This is a genomic window from Bacillus sp. S4, assembly GCF_040838205.1.
Classification (GTDB): Bacteria; Bacillota; Bacilli; order Bacillales; family Bacillaceae_G; genus Bacillus_A; species Bacillus_A cereus_U.
Genome location: NZ_JBFPJI010000221.1, coordinates 1 through 5,544 on the forward strand (window position 1 = coordinate 1; position 5,544 = coordinate 5,544).

Below are 5,544 nucleotides of genomic sequence, written 5' to 3' on the forward strand. Positions count from 1 at the left end.
CTATAAAGAACCGATACTTGTTTCATCCAAGTATCGGTTCCCTATATACAAAAGTGCTATTCTTCTTACATATAAAACAAATATTTCTCCACTTAATCCCTTGCAAAAAACTCCCTCGTTACATCAATAAATTGCTGTAACGGAGCTGTCATCCATTTATCTTTATGCCAAGCAATTTGTGTATAAATCGGACTGATTGTATTTTCTAAATATAACTCTTTTATCGTTCCTTCTCGTATATCTTTTTCTACTACTATTGCCGGTAAAACAGCTATACCTAAATCTGCAATGACACATTGTTTAATTGCCTCGACACTAACAAACTCAATCTTATTTGCTGGGTATACATCTTCTGCGCGAAATAGCTCTTCAAATAAAGTCCGATACGAGCAACCGAGTTCTGTTAATAAAAGTGTTTCATTCTCTAAATCTTTTATAGAAACGGAAGATTGTTCAAGTAAACGATGCGTAGGAGCAGCTACTACTTTTAATTCTTCTTTCATAAGTGGCTCTACATGTAAAACGTCTTCTGTTTTACATTCGTCTAAAATAAATACAAGGTCTACTTTCCCCTCCATCAATTGTTCCTTCGCATCTTTATTGGAATGCGCTGGTTTAAATATAAGTTTTATTTTGGGGAATTGTGCTTTAAACGTCTTTAATATGGAAGGGAGCCTATATGTACATTGACTTTCTTGCGCACCAATTATTAACGTACCTGCTATTTCCTCATCATCTTTCACAGCCATTTTCGCTTCGTTACTAAGCGCAATCATCTTATCGGCATATAGTTGAAACTTCTTCCCTGCTTCAGTTAAGAAAAGACGTTTCCCTAATCTTTCAAATAACGGCGTACCGAGTTCAGCCTCTAACGTTTTAATTTGCGCTGTTACGCTCGATTGGGCAAAGTTTAATTTCTTCGCAGTTTGGGTAAAGTTCAAAGTCTCTGCCGCTACTTTAAATGTAATTAATTGTTTTATCTCCATTTGCTATTCCCCTTTTCAATCGATATTTTCGATTGATTCCATCGAAATAATCTTCTTTGTCTATTGATATTTGTATTGTATGATAAAGAACATCTACAAACAATATAAATGGAGGTATTCCATATGAAAGCACTTTGTTTCGAACAGTTTGGAAATGCTGATGTACTACAATATAAAGAAATAGCTGATCCAATCATAAATCCAAATGAAATTCTTGTTCGCATGCAAGCAATTGGTTTAAATTTCGCTGATATTTATAGACGCCGCGGCGATTATCATCTCGCTGGTAATCCGCCTTATATATTAGGTTATGAAGGGGCTGGTATTGTTGAAAAAGTAGGAGCTAACGTTACTACTATCAATCCCGGAGACCGCATTGCATTTGCTGACGTTCCATTTGCAAATGCAGAATTAGTTGCTGTTCCATCAGAAAAAGCAATTCCACTTCCAGATTCTATTTCTTTTGAAACAGCCGCTTCTATCTTATTACAAGGATTAACAGCACATTATTTAACGAAAGATAGCTATCAAATAAAACAAGGTGATATAGCTTTAGTACATGCCGCAGCTGGTGGTGTTGGTCAGCTTCTCATCCAAATGATTAAACTACAGGGCGGAACAGTAATCGGTCTTACATCATCAAAAGAAAAAGCACAAGTAGCTACGTTAGCCGGTGCCGATCACGTATTTTTATATAACGAAGCATGGCATACGAAAGTACTTGAAATAACTAACGGTACTGGAGTAGATGTTGTATATGAATCAGTAGGTTCTACATTAGAGGAAAGTTTTAAAGCGACTAAAGTTGGTGGTACTGTCGTGTTTTACGGAATGGCCGGTGGTAATCCTGCGCCAGTTGATCCACGTATGCTTATGGATACTTCGAAAACTTTAACTGGCGGAGACCTTTGGAATGTACTTATATCTTACGAAGAGCGAAAAGAACGTTCCTCTCAACTATTCGAATGGATTGCGAATGGAAAATTAAACATCGCGAGTCCTACTACATTCTCTTTACAAGATGGTGCTCTTGCACATGAATTATTAGAGAGCCGAAAAAGTACTGGGAAGATTTTATTAATCCCATGATTCATCTAACTAAAACAGGAAGCTAGATTTTGCTAGCTTCCTGTTCTTATTTCTATTTGAGATATTATTATATTTCCACACTTTCTTTTCCTTTTTCAACATAACTCATATCCCCAACCGATTCGACTGTATACTTCCCATCTTCATATAAAACTTTCGTTACACTTGCATTTTCCACTCCAAGTTTTGTTTTACTACGATCCAGCATTTCTATTAATGCAGTAATCAGAAGTCCATGAGCCACAACTAAAACGTTGCCTCCACCATTTTCAGCAGCTTCTTCACTAATCCTATTAATTTCTTTTTTTATACGAGTAGAAAATACTGCCCAATCTTCTGCCTGTTTTGTAGGGTCTGCTGCTCTAATCAGATTAATAACTTCTTCAATAGAATACTTCATGAGTTCGTCTGGTGATGTAACACCTGCAGCTTTTCCGATAGCATCCCACATAATTTCAACTTTTTCGCCTTCAAAAGTGCCAAAGTTCAATTCACGTAAATCTTTTCTTGTCTCAAGTTTTAACTTTGATTGCTCATTATATTTTAATACTAAATTAGCAGTTTCAATCGCTCGACCGCTATCACTACTATATACACTAGTAAAATGAGTATCTTTTAATCCCATTCCTAGATTCGCGGCAACTTCAACACCTTTTTCTACTAACGGAGAATCCGCCCAACCTTGCACGCGATGATTCGCATTTAATATTGTTTTACCGTGTCTCGTAACATATAACGTAACTAATTTCCCATTACTATCTGTTTCTCGCGTCTTCATCATATTCTCTCCCTTTACATTTCTATATCAATCTTATCATCTCAATTATCCATCGCGCAAAATATACGTAAGTAGATCTGCTTACTAAAAAACGCTATCTTTCTGTACATCCCTACAAAAAGATAGCATTTTTTATGATTACATTTCTTAATCGGTACTTTTATTCAGAAAAAGCACTCGAATACTGAACAACCCCTTCAACACCTTGAAGAGCATTCTCTCTAAGTTCCATCACCATAAACACTTCATCTGGCACTTCAAATGGTGCTTTTATGTTCCAATCACTTGCTTTCTTAAAACCAAATTTCGGATAGTACTCTGGATGCCCTAATACCACAACAGATCCAAACCCAAGTTCTTTCGCTTTTTCTAACGCCGCTACGATAAGTTTTCCGCCAATTCCTTTTTTCTGATGGCCCGGAGCTACTGAAACTGGTGCAAGTGCTAATGATTCTACAGAAGTTCCGTCTTGTTCTATTGTAATTTTTGATAACATAATGTGCCCGACTATGCCTCCATCTGCCGCAACGATTGATAATTCTGGAATAAATGCATCACATTTTCTAATGCGACTCACAAGTTCATGTTCTGTTTTATCACTGAATTCTTCATTTAAAAACGCTTCTTTTACAACTTCTTCAGTCTTACTATAATCATTTTGTTGTTCTTGTCTAATCTTTATCACTTTATATTACCCTCTATTCTTTCTAATTTCTTTTTCAATTTTACGAAGCGCTTTTTTCGATCCGCGCTCAATATCGTGTTGCATTTTTCTTTCTTTATAATCGACAAATAGTGTATTTAAATCATATCCTTCTGGGTATAATTCTTTCGCCGCTACCTCTAAAGTAATACGTTTTACATTCACTTCAACGAATTCACCGTTATAATATACAACGACATTATAGAAATTATCTTTTTCCTTATAGATGATACCAAAATCATCATGATCCAATAAATTCACACGGTCACCGATTTTATATTCATAGTCATTTTCTCTTTTTTCTTGCACGAATTTCGGTTTTCTAATTTTGCTTTCATTCACTTTTTCTATAACGTATTCTTTATTTCCCATATACTCTTTCGCTCTTTGCAGTACATGTTCTTTTACATTCATTTTATTTGCAATCCAAAGTGCATTACTTTCACCAGATTTACCGATCACTAATTTATAAAGAGGCTCCAATGTCTCACTATTAAATTGCATTGCTGCGTTCATAAAATCACCATGCATTTCTGAAAATCGTTTAATTTCTCCGTAATGCGTACTCGCAATTGTAATACATCCCGTTAGATAAAATTCTTCTAAAATAGATATCGCAAGCGCCGCACCTTCATTTGGTTCTGTGCCGCTTCCTATTTCGTCAAATAGTAGTAACGTATTATTATTTGACATCCTCATAATTTCAGACAGATTTTTCATATGAGATGAAAATGTACTTAGTGCATTTTCAATACTTTGATTATCACCTATATCTACAAACACATTTTCGAAAATAGCAATTTCCGTTTCTTTATCTCCAGCGATGTGCAAGCCAGACATTGTCGCTAATGTTAAAAGTCCAATTGTTTTTAACACAATCGTTTTCCCGCCCGCATTCGGTCCTGTAATAATTAAACTACGGTACTCTTGACCGATTTCAAAATTTAACGGTACAACTTGCCCTGTTAAAAGCGGATGCTTACAATTCACTAAATGAATGTGACCATGATCGTTTAACTTCGGTTCTATTCCATCGATACTTTTACTAAACTTCGCTTTCGCAAATACCATGTCATATTGACTAATCAGTTCCATATTAATTTTTATATGATAAATATTTTCTAATATCATTCCTGATAAAGTCGCTAAAATTTGATACTCTTCCATCGCTTCTTCTGCTTTCCAACTTGCTAGTTCCGCATTTAATTTTGTAACCGTATGTGGTTCTATAAATACAGTAGAACCTTTTGCAGATGCTTCAACAATACTTCCTGCAACTTGATTTTTATAGGTAGATTTGATTGGAATCGTATAGCGATCATCCTTTTTACTAATAAAGAATTCCTGAATATACTTCTTATTTGCACTACTATTTAAAAACTTCGTTAAACGTTCTTTTATTTTTCCATCAACAGAATCAATGTTATTTCGAATTCGTTTCAACTCTTTACTAGCCGCTGCATCAATGCTATTTCCCTTAATCGAAAAATTAATTTCTTCTTCGATACTTTTAAATTCAGTCATTGAATTTGCATAAGAAGCTAATACTGGCGCAAAAAATTCTTTATCTAGCATAAACTTTTTAATCTTTCGACACCCACGTAAAAAGTCTGAAACGCTCACTAACTCTGCTTGATCTAAAATCATCCCTTTTTCTAATTTTTGAATTGTACTAGCGATATTGGATATTCCGAAAAAAGGCACATGCCCTTCTGCATCTACTATAGCTCGTGCTTCTGTCGTTTCATTTAAGCGATTTCTCACTACTTTTATACTCGTACTCGGCTCTAATTTATTTAATAATTCCTTACCTAATCCACTTACACAATAAGATTTCACTATTTCCATTAATTCGTTATACTGTAACTTTTCAAAAGTCATCGTATTCATTTTGTTTCTCCTCACTATGATTGATTTCTATCATCAATGAAGATACCTACTCATTAGATTCCAATGAGTTCTACATTATTCAATTACCATTTTTATAC

At 34.9% G+C, this 5,544-nt stretch carries 5 protein-coding genes; 1 reads left to right on the forward strand and 4 read right to left on the reverse strand.

Annotated elements, in window-relative coordinates; translation table 11 throughout:
• Positions 1-92: 92 nt before the first annotated feature.
• Positions 93-986, reverse strand: a complete 894-nt coding sequence (locus tag AB3X48_RS16870) for a LysR family transcriptional regulator (protein ID WP_088099397.1) — start codon at positions 984-986, stop codon at positions 93-95.
• Between the two features lie 123 nt (positions 987-1,109).
• On the opposite strand from AB3X48_RS16870, the gene AB3X48_RS16875 reads away from it, so the two are divergent.
• Positions 1,110-2,075 (forward strand): quinone oxidoreductase family protein, encoded by a 966-nt coding sequence (locus tag AB3X48_RS16875; RefSeq protein WP_367959750.1) that lies wholly within the window; start codon positions 1,110-1,112, stop codon positions 2,073-2,075.
• A 67-nt stretch (positions 2,076-2,142) separates the two neighbouring features.
• On the opposite strand, the gene AB3X48_RS16880 is transcribed toward AB3X48_RS16875, so the two are convergent.
• The 3 genes from AB3X48_RS16880 to AB3X48_RS16890 all read right to left on the reverse strand — a co-directional run bounded on the left by AB3X48_RS16880 (position 2,143) and on the right by AB3X48_RS16890 (position 5,446).
• Entirely contained in the window at positions 2,143-2,853 is a 711-nt protein-coding gene (locus AB3X48_RS16880; protein ID WP_033714743.1) for a histidine phosphatase family protein, read from the reverse strand.
• Between the two features lie 160 nt (positions 2,854-3,013).
• Complete coding sequence (locus AB3X48_RS16885; RefSeq protein WP_016105585.1) at positions 3,014-3,538, reverse strand: GNAT family N-acetyltransferase; 525 nt, start codon at positions 3,536-3,538, stop codon at positions 3,014-3,016.
• A gap of 6 nt (positions 3,539-3,544) precedes the next feature.
• Complete coding sequence (locus tag AB3X48_RS16890; RefSeq protein ID WP_088099399.1) at positions 3,545-5,446, reverse strand: endonuclease MutS2; 1,902 nt, start codon at positions 5,444-5,446, stop codon at positions 3,545-3,547.
• Between the last annotated feature and the right edge of the window lie 98 nt (positions 5,447-5,544).

Coding starts and splice junctions, on each gene's coding strand:
- AB3X48_RS16870 (WP_088099397.1), bottom strand. CDS start 986: ATGGAGATAAAACAATTAATTACATTTAAAGTAGCGGCAGAGACTTTG.
- AB3X48_RS16875 (WP_367959750.1), top strand. CDS start 1,110: ATGAAAGCACTTTGTTTCGAACAGTTTGGAAATGCTGATGTACTACAA.
- AB3X48_RS16880 (WP_033714743.1), bottom strand. CDS start 2,853: ATGAAGACGCGAGAAACAGATAGTAATGGGAAATTAGTTACGTTATAT.
- AB3X48_RS16890 (WP_088099399.1), bottom strand. CDS start 5,446: ATGAATACGATGACTTTTGAAAAGTTACAGTATAACGAATTAATGGAA.